This window comes from Embleya sp. AB8, from assembly GCF_049739465.1.
Classification (GTDB): Bacteria; Actinomycetota; Actinomycetes; order Streptomycetales; family Streptomycetaceae; genus Embleya.
Genome location: NZ_JBMHHY010000006.1, coordinates 264,924 through 280,155, shown reverse-complemented (window position 1 = coordinate 280,155; position 15,232 = coordinate 264,924). Strand labels below are relative to the sequence as shown.

General features: G+C 72.2%; 17 protein-coding genes and 1 pseudogene. 14 read left to right on the top strand and 4 right to left on the bottom strand.

Going from position 1 to position 15,232, the window contains the following annotated elements; translation table 11 throughout:
* Positions 1–4 precede the first annotated feature (4 nt).
* Both ABIA38_RS11290 and ABIA38_RS11285 read right to left on the bottom strand, forming a co-directional pair.
* Positions 5–511, bottom strand: coding sequence for a DUF3515 family protein (locus ABIA38_RS11290; RefSeq protein WP_424638387.1), 507 nt, complete (start codon positions 509–511; stop codon positions 5–7).
* A gap of 46 nt (positions 512–557) precedes the next feature.
* Positions 558–794, bottom strand: a complete 237-nt coding sequence (locus ABIA38_RS11285) for an Lrp/AsnC family transcriptional regulator (RefSeq protein WP_391581363.1) — start codon at positions 792–794, stop codon at positions 558–560.
* A 166-nt stretch (positions 795–960) separates the two neighbouring features.
* Between ABIA38_RS11285 and ABIA38_RS11280 the strand changes: the two genes are divergently transcribed.
* Positions 961–1,911 (top strand): thiamine-phosphate kinase, encoded by a 951-nt coding sequence (locus ABIA38_RS11280; RefSeq protein ID WP_424638386.1) that lies wholly within the window; start codon positions 961–963, stop codon positions 1,909–1,911.
* Between the two features lie 34 nt (positions 1,912–1,945).
* The gene (gene thiD, locus ABIA38_RS11275) at positions 1,946–2,746 is read left to right on the top strand and encodes a bifunctional hydroxymethylpyrimidine kinase/phosphomethylpyrimidine kinase (protein ID WP_424638385.1); all 801 of its coding nucleotides are present in this window, start codon (positions 1,946–1,948) and stop codon (positions 2,744–2,746) included.
* 111 nt (positions 2,747–2,857) lie between these two features.
* Here the strand turns inward: thiD and rpmB are convergent, their stop codons facing one another.
* Positions 2,858–3,043 carry a 50S ribosomal protein L28 gene (gene rpmB, locus ABIA38_RS11270; RefSeq protein WP_079026714.1) on the bottom strand — a complete coding sequence of 62 codons (186 nt, stop codon included), beginning with the start codon at positions 3,041–3,043 and terminating at the stop codon, positions 2,858–2,860.
* Between the two features lie 244 nt (positions 3,044–3,287).
* Here rpmB and ABIA38_RS11265 point away from each other — a divergent pair, with 244 nt between their 5' ends.
* The 12 genes and pseudogenes from ABIA38_RS11265 (at position 3,288) to ABIA38_RS11210 (ending at position 14,117) form a co-directional block, all read left to right on the top strand.
* A complete protein-coding gene (locus ABIA38_RS11265) occupies positions 3,288–4,952 on the top strand; it encodes a DAK2 domain-containing protein (RefSeq protein WP_424638384.1) in 1,665 nt (554 codons plus the stop codon).
* A 58-nt stretch (positions 4,953–5,010) separates the two neighbouring features.
* Complete coding sequence (recG, locus tag ABIA38_RS11260) at positions 5,011–7,278, top strand: ATP-dependent DNA helicase RecG (protein WP_424638383.1); 2,268 nt, start codon at positions 5,011–5,013, stop codon at positions 7,276–7,278.
* Between the two features lie 86 nt (positions 7,279–7,364).
* On the top strand, positions 7,365–7,913 hold the full coding sequence (locus tag ABIA38_RS11255; RefSeq protein WP_424638382.1) for an RNA polymerase sigma factor: 549 nt from the start codon (positions 7,365–7,367) through the stop codon (positions 7,911–7,913).
* Positions 7,910–8,488, top strand: coding sequence for a hypothetical protein (locus ABIA38_RS11250; protein ID WP_424638381.1), 579 nt, complete (start codon positions 7,910–7,912; stop codon positions 8,486–8,488). The genes ABIA38_RS11255 and ABIA38_RS11250 overlap by 4 nt, the downstream gene beginning before the upstream one ends.
* A 141-nt stretch (positions 8,489–8,629) precedes the next feature.
* Positions 8,630–9,202, top strand: a pseudogene (rsmD, locus tag ABIA38_RS11245) (16S rRNA (guanine(966)-N(2))-methyltransferase RsmD); the annotation flags it as partial.
* 60 nt (positions 9,203–9,262) lie between these two features.
* A complete protein-coding gene (gene coaD / locus ABIA38_RS11240) occupies positions 9,263–9,745 on the top strand; it encodes a pantetheine-phosphate adenylyltransferase (protein WP_424638380.1) in 483 nt (160 codons plus the stop codon).
* A 108-nt stretch (positions 9,746–9,853) separates the two neighbouring features.
* Positions 9,854–10,789: a cell division initiation protein gene (locus ABIA38_RS11235; RefSeq protein WP_424638379.1), complete on the top strand. Its 936-nt coding sequence runs from the start codon at positions 9,854–9,856 to the stop codon at positions 10,787–10,789.
* A 169-nt stretch (positions 10,790–10,958) separates the two neighbouring features.
* Positions 10,959–11,558: a YceD family protein gene (locus ABIA38_RS11230; RefSeq protein ID WP_424638378.1), complete on the top strand. Its 600-nt coding sequence runs from the start codon at positions 10,959–10,961 to the stop codon at positions 11,556–11,558.
* 2 nt (positions 11,559–11,560) lie between these two features.
* Positions 11,561–11,734: a 50S ribosomal protein L32 gene (gene rpmF, locus ABIA38_RS11225; protein WP_161355386.1), complete on the top strand. Its 174-nt coding sequence runs from the start codon at positions 11,561–11,563 to the stop codon at positions 11,732–11,734.
* An 8-nt stretch (positions 11,735–11,742) separates the two neighbouring features.
* A complete protein-coding gene (gene rnc / locus ABIA38_RS11220; RefSeq protein ID WP_020553268.1) occupies positions 11,743–12,483 on the top strand; it encodes a ribonuclease III in 741 nt (246 codons plus the stop codon).
* Positions 12,484–12,605: 122 nt separating this feature from the next.
* Complete coding sequence (gene mutM / locus ABIA38_RS11215; protein WP_424638377.1) at positions 12,606–13,490, top strand: bifunctional DNA-formamidopyrimidine glycosylase/DNA-(apurinic or apyrimidinic site) lyase; 885 nt, start codon at positions 12,606–12,608, stop codon at positions 13,488–13,490.
* A 24-nt stretch (positions 13,491–13,514) separates the two neighbouring features.
* On the top strand, positions 13,515–14,117 hold the full coding sequence (locus tag ABIA38_RS11210; protein WP_424638376.1) for a hypothetical protein: 603 nt from the start codon (positions 13,515–13,517) through the stop codon (positions 14,115–14,117).
* Positions 14,118–14,133: 16 nt separating this feature from the next.
* On the opposite strand, the gene ABIA38_RS11205 is transcribed toward ABIA38_RS11210, so the two are convergent.
* Entirely contained in the window at positions 14,134–14,949 is an 816-nt protein-coding gene (locus tag ABIA38_RS11205) for a CAP domain-containing protein (RefSeq protein ID WP_424638375.1), read from the bottom strand.
* Positions 14,950–15,232: the final 283 nt, after the last annotated feature.

The following is a 15,232-nucleotide window of genomic DNA, read 5'->3' as shown; positions in this document are numbered from 1 at the left end:
CCCCTCACGCGTTCGACAGGTCCAGCGTGGTCGGCACCGCCCGGGCGACCGCGTCCGCGACGTCGACGAGCGGCGCGGCCGGCTCGGCGAACTTCTTCGGCACCGTCACCTCGACGTTGGCCCGGCGATAGACCGTGGTGAAGCGCACCCCGTCGGCGAACCTGGCGAACGTCCAGGTGACCCCGTTCACCTCGACCGAGTCGATCGGCTCGGAGCCGGCCTTGCTCGGATCCACCACGCGCAGCGACGCCGGCAGCCCCACGCCGCAGCGCAACACGATCGCCGGATCGCCCCACGCGGCGGTGAGCGTGGACTGCGGGGACATCCGGCGCATCCCGGCGTCCATCACCTTCGCCGGCAACACGTCGTGCAGCGCGCGACACGCGTCGGCCGCCGCGCCCGGGGCCGGCGTCGGTGCCGCGACCTCGACGCTGCCGGGTCCGTCGCCGCACCCCGCGATCGTGAGCGCGGTGACCGGAAGCAGGCAGGCGAGAAGTCGAGAGAGGCGCACGGCCTCGATCCTAGGCGCGAGGGGCGCGGCGTCCGGCTCGCGGGGGTCAGCCCAGGTTGACCACCGGACAGGTGAGGGTGCGGGTGATGCCGTCTATACGTTGCACCTCGGCGACCACCATGCGACCCAACTGGTCGACGTCGGCGGCCTCGGCGCGCACGATCACGTCGTAGGGGCCCGTCACGTCGTCGGCTCGGGTCACCCCCGGCAGTTCGGCGATCGCTCGGGCCACCGAAGCCGAACGGCCGACCTCGGTCTGGATCAGGATGTATGCCTGTACCACCACGGCCTCCCGGCGCGCAGGATGATGGGATCTTGAGATGATCCCCGCTGCTGCGACCATTGTCGGCCCGGCGGGGGCTCGGCGACCACAGCGGGGGCCGATGGATACCCGGCGAACACGGTGAACGAGGCGGATCAGGGCTGATGGTCATGGCAGGAGTGCGGCGATGAGCGGGACGCTGGGCGATCTCGGCGAGTTCGGCCTGATCGGGGCGCTGGTCGCGCGCGTGCCGGCGGGGCCGTACGTGTCCCTGGGGCCGGGCGACGACGCCGCCGTGGTCGCCGCCGCCGACGGACGTGTGGTGGCCACCATGGACCTGCTCGTCGAGGGCCGGCACTTTCGGCGCGACTGGTCCACCGCCTACGACGTGGGTCGCAAGGCCGCCGCGCAGAACCTGGCCGACGTCGCGGCGATGGGCGCGGTGCCCACCGCGCTGCTGATCGGCCTGTGCGGCCCGCCGGACCTGCCCACCGGATGGGCGCTGGAGCTCTACGACGGCCTGCGCGACGAATGCGCCGTGGTCGGCGCCGGCGTCGCGGGGGGCGACGTGGTCGGCAGCGACACCGTCACCGTCGCGGTGACCGCGCTCGGCGATCTCCAGGGCCGGGCCCCGGTGGTCCGTTCCGGGGCGCGCCCCGGCGATGTGCTCGCGGTCGCGGGCTGGCTGGGCTGGTCCGCCGCCGGGCTGGCGATCCTGGGCCACGGGCATCGCGCGCCGCGCGCCTTCGTCGAGGCACACCGTCGGCCCGAACCGCCCTACGAGGCGGGCCCCGGCGCGGCGATCCTGGGCGCGACCTCGATGATCGACGTCAGCGACGGCCTGCTGGCCGACCTGGGACACGTGTCGCGCGCCTCCGACGTGCGGATCGACGTGCTGTCCGGCCGGCTCGACGTACCCGCGCAGCTGCGCGACGTGGCCCGCGCGCTTGGCGCCGATCCGCTCAACTGGGTGCTCACCGGCGGCGAGGACCACGCGCTGGCCGCGACGTTCCCGGCGGGCACCGCGCTGCCCGCCCGCTGGCGGGCGATCGGACGCGTACACGCGGGCAGCGGGGTCACCGTCGACGGCCGCGATCCGGGACTCGCGGGCGGCTGGGACCACTTCGGGCGCGGCTGAGGGACCCGAAAGGTGCCCGGATAGGCTGCCCGGCATGGTGCAGACTCCTCCGCGCGTGCTCACGGTGGCCGGCTCCGACTCCGGTGGCGGCGCCGGGATCCAGGCCGACCTGAAGACGATGCTGGCCAACGGCGTACACGGGATGAGCGTGCTCGCGGCGGTGACCGCGCAGAACTCGCTCGGCGTACAGGGCTACTGGGAACTGCCGGCGGAGGCGGTCCGGGCCCAGTTCCGCAGTGTCGTGGACGACATCGGCGTACAGGCGATCAAGACCGGGATGCTCGCCTCGCCGAACCTGGTCGCGGTGGTCGCCGACCTGCTGGGCGACGTGGCGGTGCCGGTGGTGGTCGACCCGGTGGCCTCCTCCAAGCACGGCGACACGCTGCTTGCCAACGACGCGCTCGAGACGCTGCGCACCCGACTGCTGCCGGTGGCCACGATCGTCACGCCGAACCTCTACGAGGTCGAGCTGCTGACCGGCCACAAGGTGCGCGAGCGGGCCGACATGCGCGACGCGGCCGAGGCGGTGCTGGCCTTCGGGCCGCGCTGGGTGCTGGTCAAGGGCGGGCATCTGGCGGGTGAGGCGGCCGACCTGCTCTTCGACGGCACCGACGAGCACTGGTTCACCAGCCCGCGCTACGACAACCGACACACCCACGGCACCGGGTGCACGCTGGCCAGCGCGATCGCCTCGCGGCTGGCGCTCGGCGACTCGATGCCGGCCGCGGTCGCCGCCGGCAAGGAATACGTCACCGGCGCGATCCGGGCCGGGTTCCCGCTCGGTGAGGGGATCGGGCCGGTCGACCACGCGTGGCGGTGGCGGGACCGGTTCTGAGTCCTTCCCGGGCCCGGGAAGCCGACCCGGGGCCGGGCCGGCTCTCCGGACACGCCGAAGGGCCGGTCACCCCGAGGTGAACCGGCCCTTCGGCGTCGAGCAGTCGAGCAACTAGCGGGAAACCTTGCCCGCCTTGATGCAAGAGGTGCAGACATTGAGGCGCTTCGGCGTGGCACCGACCATCGCGCGCACCGTCTGGATGTTGGGGTTCCAGCGACGGGGCGTCCGGCGGTGAGAGTGCGAAATGCTGTTGCCGAAGCCCGGCCCCTTGCCGCAGACGTCGCAGTTGGCAGCCACGGGAACACTCCAAAGACGAATGGGAATTGCGTACGAACACGTGCCGGCCGAATGCCGGACAACCGCAGAAGAGTAACCGACGAACCAGGCGATGCGCGAACCCGGGCCTATCCGGGCATACACAATCAGCCGATCTCGTCATGCTTCCCGGCAAGCCTAACCCATCCGGGTGGGCCGCTTTGCCGCTCCCCGTCTCGATAGCCTGCCGGCGAACGGGACGCGCACAAACGGATTCGTACAGGAGGTGGGCGTGCAGGGCCTGCTGGGAGAGCTGGACGGTCCGGCGGTACGCCGCTGGGGACGCGTCGCCCTGGAACTGATGGGACGAGCGCGCGAGGAGATCGACGCCCTCAACGTGTATCCCGTGCCCGACGGCGACACCGGTACGAACCTGTTCCTGACTCTGGAATCGGGCACCGGCGAGGTCGACGCGCTGTTCGGCCCGGGGCTGCCCGAGCCGGATCTGCCGACCACGTTCCGGGCGCTGGCGCACGGTGCGCTGATGGGCGCGCGGGGCAATTCCGGGGTGATCCTCAGCCAGCTCCTGCGCGGGATGGCCGAGCGGCTGGAGGCCGAACAGGCCGCCGCCGTCCGGACCGGCCGCGAGGTGCCCGCCGGGCTCGCCCTCGCCCATGCGCTGCGGACCGCCGCGGACGCCGCGTACGCCGCGGTGGCCCGACCGGTCGAGGGCACGATGTTGACCGTGGCCCGGGCCGCGGCCGACGCGGCGGCGGGCGCGGGCGAGGAGATCCGGCCGGTGGTGCGGGCCGCGGCGACGGCGGCGCGCGGTGCGCTGGCGCGTACGCCGGAGCAGTTGGACGTGCTGCGCCGGGCCGGTGTGGTGGACGCGGGCGGGCGCGGGCTGACGGTGCTGCTCGACGCGCTGCTCGCGGTGGTCACCGGGGAGCGCTCGGCCTACCGGATCCACCCGCACCAGGTGCACACCCCGGTCCCGGTCCCGTACGCCGGGCCGATCGAGGCCGACGAGCCGGCCGCCGGGCCCGGGTTCGAGGTGATCTACCTGCTGGACGCGCCCGACCACACGCTGCCCGCGCTGCGCGAGCGGCTCGGCGCGCTCGGCGACTCGCTCGTGGTGGTCGGCGGCGAGGGGTTGTGGAACGTGCACGTGCACGTGGACGACGCGGGCGCGGCCGTGGAGGCGGGCATCGCGGCGGGCCGGCCGCACCGGATCCGGATCACCCACCTGGAGCGCGTCCTGGTGGGCACCTCGACGCCCGAGCCGACGCCCACGCGCGGGATCGTCGCGGTCGCCCACGGGGACGGCCTGGCCACGCTGTTCGCCGAGAACGGCGCGCATGTCGTACAGGCCGGTCCGGGTCGGCGGCCGTCCACCGGCGTGCTGGTGGACGCGATCCGCCGGACCGAGGCGCGCGAGGTGGTACTGCTCCCCAACGACGCCGACTGCCAGGCGGTGGCCGGGGTGGCCGCCCAGCAGGCGCAGGCGCACGGCATCCGGGTGCAGGTGATCCCGACCAAGGCGGCCGTCCAGGGCCTGGCCGCGCTCGCCGTACACGAGCCGGGGCGGCGCTTCGACCAGGACATCGTCGGGATGACCTCGGCGGCCGGCGCCACCCGCTACGGCGCGCTCACCGTGGCGGTGCGCGAGTCGTGGACGATGGCCGGCGTCTGCCAGGCGGGCGACGTGCTCGGGGTGATCGAGGGCGACATCGCGGTGATCGGCCACGACCAGCGCGAGACCGGCACGGTGGTGGTGGACCGGATGCTCGCGGGCGGCGGCGAACTGGTCACCCTGGTCACCGGCAGCGCCTGCCCACCGGGCCTGGCCGCCGCGTTGGAGCGCCACCTGCGGGCCACCCGGTTGGGCGTGGACGTGATGATCTACGAGGGCGGCCAGGAGGTGTATCCGCTGCTCATCGGCGTCGAGTAGGCGTGCGGCGGGCGTCGAGCGGGCCCGATGACACCGGCGCCCAGTAGCGTTGGGCGACATGTCGCGCCTTGACGAACCGCTCAAGAAACTCGTCGGCGACCGCACGGCGACGGTCCTGGCCAAGTCCCTGAAGCTGGACACCGTCGGCGATCTGCTGCGCCACTACCCCCGGCGCTACGCGGAGCGCGGGCGCCTGACCGACCTCTCCCGCCTGGAGCCGGACGAGCACGTCACCGTGATGGCGGAGATCGCCAAGGTGGGCAAGCGCCAGTTCCGCAACCGGCGCGGCAACCTCCTGGAGGTCGAGGTCACCGACGGGCGCGGCAAGCTCACCCTGATCTTCTTCAACCAGGCCTGGCGCGAGGAGGAGCTGCGACCGGGCCGGCGCGGCCTGTTCGCGGGCAAGGTGGGCCGGTTCAACAACGTGATCCAGCTCAGCCGGCCGGACTACCAGCTGATCGGCGAGGACGAACAGGACGGCGTGGCGGACCTGTTCGCCGGCGCGCTGATCCCGGTCTATCCGGCGGCGGCCAACATGCCGTCCTGGAAGATCGCCCAGTGTGTCGGCATGGCGCTGGACACCCTCGGCGAGATCGGCGACCCGCTGCCCGCCGAGATGCGCGTGCGCCGCGGCATGCCGGGGCTGGCCGAGGCCCTCGTCCAAGTGCACCGCCCGGCCTCCTGGGCCGACGTCACCGCGGCCAGGGACCGGCTCAAGTGGGACGAGGCATTCGTCCTGCAGATCGCCCTGGCCCGGCGCCGCCGCGACGCCCGAGCCCAAGCCGCGGTGGCCCGCCCGCGCCGCCCCGACGGCATCCTCGACGCCTTCGACGCCCGCCTCCCCTTCGAACTCACCGACGGCCAGAAACAGGTCTGCGCCGAGATCGAAGCCGACCTGGCCACCGAACACCCGATGCACCGCCTGCTCCAGGGGGAGGTGGGGGCCGGCAAGACGTTGGTCGCGTTGCGGGGGATGTTGGCCGTGGTGGATGCCGGGGGGCAGACCGCGCTGTTGGCGCCGACCGAGGTGTTGGCGCAGCAGCACTATCGGTCGATCGTGGAGATGCTCGGGCCGCTCGCCGAAGGGGCCGGGATGCTCGGGGGGTCCGAGGTCGGGACCAAGGTGACGTTGTTGACCGGGTCGATGGGGGTGCCCGCACGGCGGGCCGCGTTGCTCGATCTGGTCACCGGGGAGGCCGGGATCGCGATCGGGACGCACGCGTTGATCGAGGACAAGGTCGAGTTTCACGACCTCGGACTGGTCGTGGTGGACGAGCAACACCGGTTCGGGGTGGAGCAGCGCGATGCGCTGCGCGGCAAGGGGAAGCGACCGCCGCATCTGCTCGTGATGACCGCGACGCCGATTCCGCGGACGGTGGCGATGACGGTCTTCGGCGACCTGGAGACCTCGATCCTGGCCCAGTTGCCGTCCGGGCGGTCGCCGATCGCCACGCACGTGGTGCCGGCCAAGGAGAAGCCGCACTTCCTGGATCGGGCCTGGCAGCGGGTGCGCGAGGAGGTGGAGAACGGCCATCAGGCGTATGTGGTGTGCCCGCGGATCGGCGACGAGGAGGACGACCCGAAGGCCAAGAAGAAGGCCGGTGCGAAGAAGGCCGCGAAGAGCAGGCGGGACGAGGATCTGCCGGCCGAGGCATACCTGGACGATCCCGAGGACATCGGCGCGGATGCCGCCGGTGCGGCCGAGGAGCGCCGGCCGCCGTTGGCCGTGCTCGACGTCGCGGCGGCGCTGACCGCCGGACCGCTGGCCGGGCTGCGGATCGCGGTGTTGCACGGGCGGATGGCGCCGGACGACAAGGACGACGTGATGCGCCGGTTCACCGCCGGCGAGCTGGACGTGCTGGTCGCCACCACGGTGATCGAGGTCGGGGTGAACGTGCCCAACGCGACCGCGATGGTGATCATGGACGCCGACCGGTTCGGCGTCTCGCAGTTGCATCAGCTGCGCGGGCGGGTCGGCCGCGGCAGTGCTCCCGGGCTGACCCTGCTGGTCAGCGAGATGCCGGGGGGCACTTCGGCGCGCGAGCGGCTGGACGCGGTGGCGGCGACCCTGGACGGCTTCGAGCTGTCCCGGATCGACCTGGAACAGCGCCGCGAGGGCGATGTGCTCGGCGACGCGCAGTCCGGTTCGCGCTCGTCGTTGCGGATGCTGGAGGTGGTCCGGGACGAGGAACTGATCGTGGCCGCCCGCGAGGAGGCGAGCACGATCATCGAGCGGGATCCGGACCTGGTCGAGCACGACGATTTGCGCAGCGCGCTGGCCAGCATCCTGGACGCGGAGCGGGTGGAGTACCTCGACAAGGGCTGACCGCCCTTGTTCCGCTACGACGCGCCCCCTGCCATCACCCGTTCGGAGCACGCGGAACAGCTCGTCGGTTGGCTACGAATTGGGCCATGAACGCAGGTACGGGGGACGAGGGGTTCGACGCGCTGTTCTGCGGGTTGCTCCCTCGGCTCTACCGACGGGCCGTGCTGCTCGCCGGCGACGGCAGCGCGGAGGACGCGGTGCACGAGACCTACCTCAAACTGGCCCGCAGACCGGACCGGCTGCTCGGCCACCCGGAGCCCTACGCGTACGCCTTCCGGGCGCTGGTCAGCGTCACGCGCGACATGTGGCGGGTGCGCAGCCGGCAGGTGCTGCTGTCCGAGCCGCCCGAACCGGGGGAGCGGACCCGGTCGGCCGACGGGGATCCGATCGCCCGGCGCGAGGCCGAATGGGAGGCGGTGCGGATGCTCGGCTCGTTGCCCGCCAAGCAGGCGGCGGCGGTGCTGCTGGTCGACCTGGACGGCTACACGATCGATCAGGCCGCCGAGATCCTGGGCGTGCACCGGGGCACGGTGTCCCGCTCGCGAGAGCGCGCGCTGACCCGGCTCCGAGCCGGGCTGAGTGGTCCGGCCGGCCGGTTTCGCCGCCGGGAGCGGCACGAAGGAGTGACCCGGTGAACCCGCCGCCCCCCGCCCTCGACGATCCGGACGACGCGGTACGGGAGTTGCGCACCCGGCTGCGGGACGCGGACGCGGCCTGCGTCGAGCCGCCGGGCCTGGCGGCCCGGGTGGTACGGCCGGCGGCGCCGCGTCCGGTGTGGCGCGGCGCGTTCGCGATCGCACTGGCGGTGCTGCTGGTGGTCGCCGTGGTCGGCCTGGGCGCGTTCCTGGCGGGGCGCAGGGCGCCTGCGGGGCACCCGAGGCCCGAGCCGCCCGCCGCACGGGCGCAGAGCGTGGCGACCGAGGTCTACAACTCCGAGGTCCCGTGCCAGGGGCTGCGCACGATCGAGTGCTCCCTCGGCGTCTTCAAGGAGGCGAAGTTGTCCTCGCGCTCGACCGACCTCGCCGACCGGGTCTGGCACGGCGACCGGGTACGCCTGGTCTGCCTGCTCGCCGACGGCCCATCGGTCACCGACGAAACGGGTATCGCCTCCAGGCACTGGTACCGAGTGGTCGTCACCGGCACCGACGCCGAAGGCTGGCTCCCCGGCGTGCGAACCCGCAACGAAAAGGAAGTCCCCGACTGCCCCTGACCGCACCGCGCTCACCCCCGACACCCCGACGGCTCGGTGGGTGCCGGATCCCGACGGATCCGTCGGCGATAGCGTTGGCGGCATGCAGGACTTCTATGTCGGGCCCGGGCCGCGTGCCTTCGGCGACCGTGTGCGAGTGGCCGGATGACGCGGGTGATCGGTGGGGCGGCCGGTGGGCGGCGGTTGCTGGTGCCGCCGGGGGAGGGGACTCGGCCGACCTCGGATCGGGCCCGGGAGGGGTTGTTCTCCACCCTTCAGTCGTTGCGCGGCAATCTGCACGGCGCGCGTGTCCTGGATCTGTTCGCCGGTTCCGGTGCGGTGGGCCTGGAGGCGCTGTCGCGGGGGGCCGCGAGGGTGCTTCTGGTCGAGTCCGACGCCCGCGCGGCGAACGTCGTCCGGCAGAACATCGAGCTGGTCGCGCTGCCCGGCGCCGAGGTGCGGGTGGCCCGCGCGGAGAAGACCGCCGCCGTGCGCTGCCCGGACGAGCCGTACGACGTGGTCTTCCTCGACCCCCCGTACGTGGTCACCGACGGTGACGTGGCCGCGCTGCTCGAAGCGCTCGCCGCGCACGGCTGGCTGGCCGCCGAGGCGCTGATCGCGGTCGAACGTGCCACGCGTGGTGGACCATTCGGGTGGCCCGCCGATTTCACCGAGATCAGATCCCGTCGCTACGGCGAGGGAACGCTCTGGTACGGTCGCGCCGCGCAAGCCTGACCAGGCGGGCGGGCCGGCGGGTCCGGACCCGCCGGCACCCGATTTCGAGGGGAACCTCCGTTGCGTCGAGTCGTCTGCCCCGGTTCGTTCGACCCGGTCACCAACGGTCATCTGGACATCATCGGCCGGGCCTCGAGCCTCTACGACGAGGTCTACGTGGCGATCGGTTTCAACCGCGCCAAGCGCTCCGGACTGTTCACCATCGAGGAGCGCATCGAGATCCTCCAGGAGGTGACCGAGACGTACGGCAACGTCAAGGTCGAGGCGTTCGAGGGGCTGCTCGTCAACTTCTGCCGTGAGCGCGGGATTCCGGCCATCATCAAGGGGCTGCGCGCGGTCACCGACTTCGACTACGAGTTGCAGATGGCGCAGATGAACTACGGTCTTACCGAAGTGGAGACCCTGTTCGTCGCGACGAACCCGCTCTACAGCTTTCTGTCGTCGAGTCTCATCAAAGAGGTCGCGACGTACGGGGGCGACGTCTCCGGCCTGGTGCCGGCGACGGTGCTACGTCGGCTCACCGAGCGGCTCGCGCAGGGCTGACGCGGCACGTGTCTCGCCGCCGGGCCGACCGCCCGGGGCGAGTCGGTCCGTCACGCGATGCCGGCGAACACGACGGCTACCGTCGGTTTGAGGAGAGAGAGCAAGCCCGTGGACGTGCAGCCCAAGCTCGATGAACTGATCGCACTGGTCGAGAACGCGCGTTCGATGCCGATGTCGGCGTCGTGCGTGGTCAATCGTGCGGACGTGGTGGCCCGGCTCGAGGAACTCAAGAACCTGCTGCCCGAGGAGTTCGACCACGCCCGCCGGGTGCTGGGCGACCGCGAGTCGGTCATCGAGGAGGGGCGCCGCGAGGCCGAGCAGGTGCTGGCCAAGGCGCGCGAGGAGCGCGGTTCGCTGGTCGCCGACACCGAGGTGGCCCGCGAGGCGTACGGCGAGGCCGACCGCATCCTGAACGAGGCCCGCCGCGAGGCCCAGCGGATCCGCGAGGAGGCCGACGACTACGTCGACCAGAAGCTGGCCAACTTCGAGGTCGTGCTGACCAAGACGCTCGGCGCGATCGGCCGCGGCCGGGACAAGATGCGCGGTCGCCGTCCCTCCGACGAGCTCGGCGAGTACATGCAGGCACAGGAGCTCGCCGACGCGCAGGCCAAGGGCCGCCCCGGCAGCCTCCAGGCCCAGCTCGACGGCCACGAGGCGGCGTTTGCCGCGCCGGCCGCCCCCGAATACCCCGCGGCCCCGCCCGCCGCCCCGCCGGCGGTGCCCGCGCAGGCCGGTCCGTACGGCCAGGACGCCTACGTGGCGCCCGGCTACGGTCAACCCGCGTACGCGCAGCAGGGCACCGGCCAGGACAACGGCTACACCGGCGGCTACGAGGGCCAGTACGACATGGGCCAATACGATCAGCACGGGCAGCAGCAGCCGTACCAGACCCAGCAGCAGCACCCGCAGCAGCCGAACACGGGTCAGCAGCCCGTCTACGACCCGCAGGCGCAGTACGCACAGTCCCTGGACGAGACCAGCTTCTTCGACACGAGCCTGATCGACGTCCGCCAGTTCCAGCAGGACGGCGGCGGCCGGCAGTAGCCGGCGCACAGCGGCCGGAACAGGTCCCGCTCGAATGGCCCCGTTTGGGGCCTGGCGCGCGGGCTGCGATACTCTTACGGACCGACCCTGCCCGAGGCGTGTTTTCCGCGTGCCCCGAGGGTCGGCACCCTGACCATTGAGCCTCCCGCGACCCGGGGGGTGGTACTGCATGAGGTGGGACACCCTGGACCGCTTGGATCACCGCAAACCGCTCGTCGTCGATACACGCGAGCTGGGGCGTCGGCCTGGATCCATGCTGAAGGTGTCGCGCACTGTGCCGGCCCCGGTGGACATGGGCGTGGCAGACGTGATCGGCGCTCCCCCGGGTGCCCCCATCCAGCTGGGTGTCCGGCTGGAAGCGGTCATGGAGGGTGTGCTGGTCACCGGCGTCGCACAGGTGCCGCTGACCGGTGAGTGCGTCCGGTGCCTGGAACCGCTCGAGCGCGAGCTCACGGTGCGTTTCCAGGAGCTGTACGTCTACCCGGACGCGGACGCCGACGAGGACGCCTTCCGGCTCACGGACGACTTGTTCGACCTGGAGCCGGTGCTGCGGGACGCGACGGTGCTCGCACTGCCGCTCTCGCCGCTGTGCCGGGAGGACTGCCCGGGGTTGTGCTCCGAATGCGGAGCGCTGCTCGCGGAGGACCCCGACCACAGTCACGAGCTCGCCGATCCCCGGTGGGCGAAGTTGACCAGCATCTTCGACGGACCTTCCGCCGAAGCCGACGTTGACGGCGCACCCCGCGCCGACGAGAACCAGGAGAAGTAGCCGTGGCTGTTCCGAAGCGGAAGATGTCGCGCAGCAACACCCGGCACCGCCGGAGCCAGTGGAAGGCCACTGCCCCCAACCTGGTGACCTGCGAGCGCTGCCGTGAGCCGAAGCTGTCGCACATCGCGTGCCCGAGCTGCGGCACCTACAACCGCCGCCAGGTCCTCGACGTCTGATCAGGCCGGTGGTCGTTCCGGTGACGGAATCACTCGCGCAATACGCGGATCTGGAAGGGCGGCTGGGCTGGTCGCTCGACGCCGCCCTTCTGGAACGTGCCCTCACCCATCGCTCGTACGCGTACGAGCACGGCGGGCTCCCGACCAACGAGCGTCTGGAATTCCTGGGCGACTCGGTGCTCGGTCTCGTCGTCACCGACACGCTCTACCGCAGGCACCCCGACCTGCCCGAGGGTCAGCTCGCGAAACTGCGGGCCGCCGTCGTCAACTCGCGCGCCCTCGCGGGCGTCAGTCGGCGACTGGACCTGGGCGCCTTCATCCGGCTCGGCCGAGGTGAAGTGGGGACGGGCGGGCGAGACAAGTCCTCGATCCTGGCGGACACGCTCGAGGCCATCCTCGGCGCGGTCTACCTGGACCAGGGCCTGGACGCGGCGACCGAGCTGATCCACCGGTTGTTCGATCCGCTGATCGAGCAGTCGGCGAATCTCGGCGCGGGCCTGGACTGGAAGACCAGCCTCCAGGAGCAGACCGCCGCGGCGGGTATCGGAGTCCCCGAGTACGTGGTCTCCGAGACCGGTCCCGATCACGAGAAGACCTTCACCGCCCTGGCCCGGGTCGCGGGTGTCGACTACGGCACCGGTGTCGGGCGGAGCAAGAAGGAGGCGGAGCAACAGGCCGCCGAAAGCGCTTGGCACTCGATTCGCGCCAAGTACGGAGACGGTTCCGGCACACCGCCGGCCACCGCGTAGTCTCCGAGCCAATGCCTGCCGATAGGTAAGTTCGAACCGGTCACCGCCCCCTTCGCGGGCGCCCGGCACGACCTCACCTACCGGCAGGCATTTTCGCATTCGTCGCCAGGGGGAGAGCCCACGTGCCCGAACTGCCCGAGGTCGAGGTCGTCCGTCGCGGACTGGAGAAGTGGGTGGTGGGTCGCACCATCGCGCACGTCGAAGTCACCCACGAACGGGCGGTACGGCGCCATCTCGCCGGTCTCGCCGACTTCGCCGACTCGCTCGCCGGCGCCCGGGTGTTCGACGCCCGCCGGCGCGGGAAGTATCTGTGGCTGCCGCTGGTGGCGCCCGGCGCGGACACCCCCGAGGACGCGCTGCTCGCACACCTGGGCATGAGCGGCCAACTGCTCGTCCGACCGGCCGAGGCGCCCCGGGAGAAACACCTGCACGTGCGCTTCGCCTTCACGGACGGCGGCCGCGAGCTGCGCTTCGTCGACCAACGCACCTTCGGCGGCCTCGCGGTCGAGCGCGGCGGCGCCGAACTGCCGCCGTCGATGGCGCACATCGCCCGCGACCCGCTCGACCCCCTGTTCGACGACGCGCTCTTCCACGCCAAGCTGCGCCGGCGCGACACCGAACTCAAGCGCGCATTGTTGGACCAGTCGCTGGTCAGCGGGATCGGCAACATCTACGCCGACGAGGCGCTGTGGCGCAGCCGGCTGCACGGCGCCCGGCCCACCGGTCGGCTCACCCTCGCGCAGACCACGCTGGTGCTCGCCTCGGCACGCGAGGTGATGAGCGACGCGTTGGCCGCGGGCGGCACCTCGTTCGACAGCCTCTATGTCAACGTGAACGGGGAGAGCGGCTACTTCTCGCGCGCGTTGGACGCCTACGGCCGCGAGGGCGAGCCGTGCAATCGGTGCGCCACCCCGATCCGGCGGATCTCGTTCATGAATCGCAGCAGTTATTTCTGTCCGAGATGTCAGCGGACACCACGTCGCACGACGAGCGGGGCCGGGGCCTAGGGCCGAGACCAGGGAGCGCGTGTCATGGGATTCAACGGGGACATCGTCGTGGTGCGCGGGGCGCGGCCGTTGTCCGAGTTCGCGCCGCACGTGGACACCACGGCGCACCCGGCCCGCACCATGTGGGAGTCGCCGGACGGCTGGAGCGCGACCCACGTACGGCACGACGACGACCCCTACGCGTTCGAGCGACCGTGGTTGGCGGCGCTCGCGGCCAAGGCGGACTCGCCGGTGCTGGTGTGCTGGGTCTTCGAGACGCACATCGCACACGTCCAGGCGGTGAGCGCGGCGGGCGCGTGGGAGGTCTGGCTCAATCCGGGCGAGGCGGCGGCGCATCTGGCGATGAGCCGGCTCGAACTGGAGGCGGCCCGGGCCGGCGCCGAGGTGTTCGACGACGACGGCGAGTTGGCGCGCCCGCAGCGGTACGCCGAACTGCGCGACGAGGTGGCCGACGAGTTGGAGCGGCGCCGGCCGAGGGTGGTCGGGGCGGCGGTGGCCTGGGCCGCCGCGGCGGGGATGCCGGCCGACGGGGCGGCGGTGGAGCTGGTGCTGGCCCGCAATCAGGGCGAATCCGCGCTGCGGGTGTTCGGGCTGTTCGCGGACCGGCTCGGGGTGGGCCCGCGCTGATCGGGTGCACCGCTGCTCAGCGGCCGAACTCCTGGGTCCACCACGGGCCGTTGCCGCCGTCCTGGATGCCGACGCCGAGTTTGGTCAGCGAGCAGTCGAGGATGTTGCGGCGATGGCCGGGGCTGTTCATCCAGGCGCGCATCACCGAGTCGGCGCTCTTCTGGCCGCGGGCGATGTTCTCCGCGCCCAGGTAGTTCACCCCCGCCTGCGCGGCCCGGTCCCACGGGGTCAGGCCGTCGGGGGTGTTGTGGTCGAAGTAGTCACGGGCGGCCATGTCCGCGCTGTGCGCGCGAGCCAGCGCGATCAGCTTCGGATCGCTCCTGACCGGTGCGCAGCCCGCACTGGCGCGCTCGTCGTTGACTGCGGCGAGGACCCGGTCCTCGGGGGCGCTCGGCGCGCTGCCGGTCGGGCTCGGGGCGGACCGGCTCGGCGTAGTGCTCGCCCTCGGCGCGGCCGACCCGCTCGTGGCCGGCAGGCTCGGCGGGGCGCTCGTGCCGCTCACCGGGCCGGGGCTCGTCGTGGGCAGCACGGTGCGGCCGGTGCCGGCGGCGCCGGGGAGCACGCTGCGGGAGGCCTCGTCGCCGGCGCGGTCCGCGCCGGCGCCGCCCGGCGGGCCGGACGGGTCCGCGGCCGGCCCCGGGTGGGCGCCTTCGGGGCCGGCGGCGCGCTCGACGGACTCGCCCGTCCGGCCCGAGACCACCATGCCGGCCACCGTCCCACCCACCGCGAGTACGGCCAACAGGGCCAGCAGCGGGGCGATTCGGCGGCGCCGAGACCTCGCCCGGCGGCGCTGCGGGCGGGTCGACGTCGGGGTGCGACTGTGCCGGGCCATCGAGGGTCGCGTCACCTTCCGGCAGGGGATGTCGGTTCACCCGAACGGGTGTGGTGCCGGAGTGACTCTAGGGCACGGCCGTACGGAGTCGACCGAGAACCGGAATGTTCTTGACTGCGGAGGTCGAAAGATGATCTCGTACACCCAGCACACGAGCCGTCACCCCAGTCCGCGGTCGAACCGCGTTTGATCGGGTGAAGGTCTCGTTATCGTGCCGTTATGATATTGACCTCCTGCGTTTTTGGTGCGACGCTGGAAGCCCGCGCACCCTATCAGGAGCCTT

Coding starts and splice junctions, on each gene's coding strand:
- ABIA38_RS11255 (WP_424638382.1), top strand. CDS start 7,365: ATGAACGCAGGTACGGGGGACGAGGGGTTCGACGCGCTGTTCTGCGGG.
- ABIA38_RS11280 (WP_424638386.1), top strand. CDS start 961: ATGAGCGGGACGCTGGGCGATCTCGGCGAGTTCGGCCTGATCGGGGCG.
- ABIA38_RS11210 (WP_424638376.1), top strand. CDS start 13,515: ATGGGATTCAACGGGGACATCGTCGTGGTGCGCGGGGCGCGGCCGTTG.
- ABIA38_RS11230 (WP_424638378.1), top strand. CDS start 10,959: ATGAGGTGGGACACCCTGGACCGCTTGGATCACCGCAAACCGCTCGTC.
- ABIA38_RS11205 (WP_424638375.1), bottom strand. CDS start 14,949: ATGGCCCGGCACAGTCGCACCCCGACGTCGACCCGCCCGCAGCGCCGC.
- recG (WP_424638383.1), top strand. CDS start 5,011: ATGTCGCGCCTTGACGAACCGCTCAAGAAACTCGTCGGCGACCGCACG.
- thiD (WP_424638385.1), top strand. CDS start 1,946: ATGGTGCAGACTCCTCCGCGCGTGCTCACGGTGGCCGGCTCCGACTCC.